Source organism: Megasphaera sp. AF13-6AC (assembly GCF_027685385.1).
GTDB lineage: Bacteria > Bacillota > Negativicutes > Veillonellales > Megasphaeraceae > Megasphaera > Megasphaera micronuciformis.
This window is the reverse complement of record NZ_JAQCUN010000178.1, coordinates 1-2,142: the sequence shown is the minus strand read 5'-3', so window position 1 is coordinate 2,142 and position 2,142 is coordinate 1. Positions and strand designations below refer to the sequence as shown.

The 2,142-nt window shown below is 48.1% G+C and carries 2 protein-coding genes and 1 pseudogene; all 3 read right to left on the bottom strand.

Features of this window, described 5'->3' with window-relative positions; genetic code table 11:
• A pseudogene (locus tag PGX78_RS07800) lies at positions 1-322 on the bottom strand (30S ribosomal protein S12 methylthiotransferase RimO); the annotation flags it as partial.
• A complete protein-coding gene (locus PGX78_RS07795) occupies positions 322-1,374 on the bottom strand; it encodes an ABC transporter substrate-binding protein (RefSeq protein WP_270446338.1) in 1,053 nt (350 codons plus the stop codon). The gene PGX78_RS07795 and the pseudogene PGX78_RS07800, both read right to left, overlap by 1 nt.
• A 4-nt stretch (positions 1,375-1,378) precedes the next feature.
• Positions 1,379-2,142, bottom strand: a 764-nt coding sequence (locus tag PGX78_RS07790) for a DUF3362 domain-containing protein (RefSeq protein WP_270446336.1), incomplete at its 5' end; no start/stop codon positions are given.

Genomic DNA, 2,142 nt, shown 5'->3' with positions numbered 1-2,142 from the left:
GGTCCCATGAACCGGTGCCCAAGAGGGCATCTACTTCGGGCAACTCTTTCAACAACTCTTCCTGATACTGCTGACTAAGACACCCTGTGACAATGAGAATCTTGCACCTGCCTTCCGTCTTATATCGGCCTGCCTCGATAATGGCGTCAATAGACTCTTGCTTAGCTTTTTCAATAAACGTACATGTATTGACGATAATAATGTCGGCCTGCGCCGGATCGTCGGTCATGCCCATGTGTTTATCCTTCAAAATCCCCAGCATGACTTCCGTATCTATTAAATTCTTCGAGCAGCCCAAGCTGACAAAGGCAATCTTCTCCATTACGTATCCTTTCCGAAGCGGACCGTTCTGATCCACCAATCTTGCAATTCTTTTCGTTGTTCGTCATTGTAATGCTTCGTCGTCATAAACAAAACGGGGTCTTTTCCTTTCGAATCCTGACGTTGCGGCAAGGTCGAAGAAGCAAAGTTATAGTACAAGCGGTTTTTGCTCAATATATCGACAGCTTCGTTGGACAAAAGCCAATCCGTAAAGACGGCGGCCAACTCCTCGTCTTCGCACCAACGCGTAACAGCTGTTCCCGTCAACCAGTACGATGTCCCGTCCTGAGGATACACATCGAATACGGGAGCTCCGTCAAAACGATATTGCCGTTCCGTCAGAGCATCGATAATGCCGACCTGAACTTCTCCGGATGCAACGCGATGCATGACGGGAGCCATGGTTTTAGAATAAGTACCGATGCGTTCCTGCAGGCTGCGAAAATACAGTGCCGACCGCTCGCTGCCGTGTACTTCTACGAACTCGCAAAGAAAGTCGCCGCCAATATCCGTTGCCGCCAAATCGGGAAAACTGATACTGATAGTCGAATCTGTCAATAAGTCGCTCCACGTATTGATATTATTGCCGCCCATGGCATAATAATCACGATTAACTACAAACAATAAAGGATCGTACCACAATCCGGTCCAGGCATTTTCATCGTCCTTCAAATAAAGAGGTACTGTTTCCGTCGCCTCCGATGAATAGGGAATAAAACATCCCTGAATCTGACCTTGGCGAAGTGTATCTTCCGACGCAATGACCACGTCCGGCGTCATGCGTCCCTGCACGGGCTTTTGCAAGGCCCGTTGCAAGCCGTCTTCCGACATGGACACCATTTGTACCCGCAAATGCTTGGACTTGTAAAAGGCTTCGGCCAAATCTCTGTTCACGGCAGTAGGCATATCCGAATACACGACAAGATGCCGCTCTTTAGCATACATTTCCTGAGTAGCCAACTGCTGTTGCCGTTCTTGCTGTATATATACGCCTACTGCCAAAAACAGTCCTATGAACACAATCATGCCTATGAACGTGAAATATCGCTTCATCTGATTATCTCCTTGCAGTCTTCCGATTTTGTGAGAACCGGCCGCCTTGCCGCCTTGTTCCCTTGACGGAATTCATCCTTCCCGACTGTCTGCCTTCGCTTTTGTGTATGTCCTGCCCTTGAGAGGTGCGGGACTGGCGAGCTCCCTTATAATCCCGTCTTTCTTTCGCCTCCGCCTTGCGGCGCGGTGCAATAAGACATTTCGGTCCGAAGCCGATGAGATCTCTTCTTCCGGCAAGGCACAACGCTTTATGAACCGTATCATAATTAGCCGGGTTCTTATACTGCATAAGTGCCCGTTGCATAGCCTTTTCTTCCTGTCGCCGTGCCACGTAAACCTTCTCACCCGTCAAGGGATTCATTCCCGTATAGTACATAGCCGTCGACAAACTTCCCGGCGTAGGAATAAAATCCTGTACCTGTTCGGGCTGCATATACATATCTCGTAAAAATTCGGCTAACGTAACGGCATCTTGTAAGGTACAACCGGGATGACTGGACATGAAATACGGTACGAGATATTGCTTTTTACCCAACTCCCGATTAACATCGTCAAAAACAGCCTTAAACTTATAAAACGTGTCGATACCGGCCTTCCCCATCATATCCGTCACGTGTTTAGCCGCATGTTCCGGTGCCACCTTCAGCTGACCGCTTACGTGAAACTCGCATAATTCTTTAATAAACTCACGGTTATTCGGGTCTTCCAACAAATAATCATAACGCAAACCCGAGCGAACAAATACCTTCTTGACCTTCTTAACCTTGC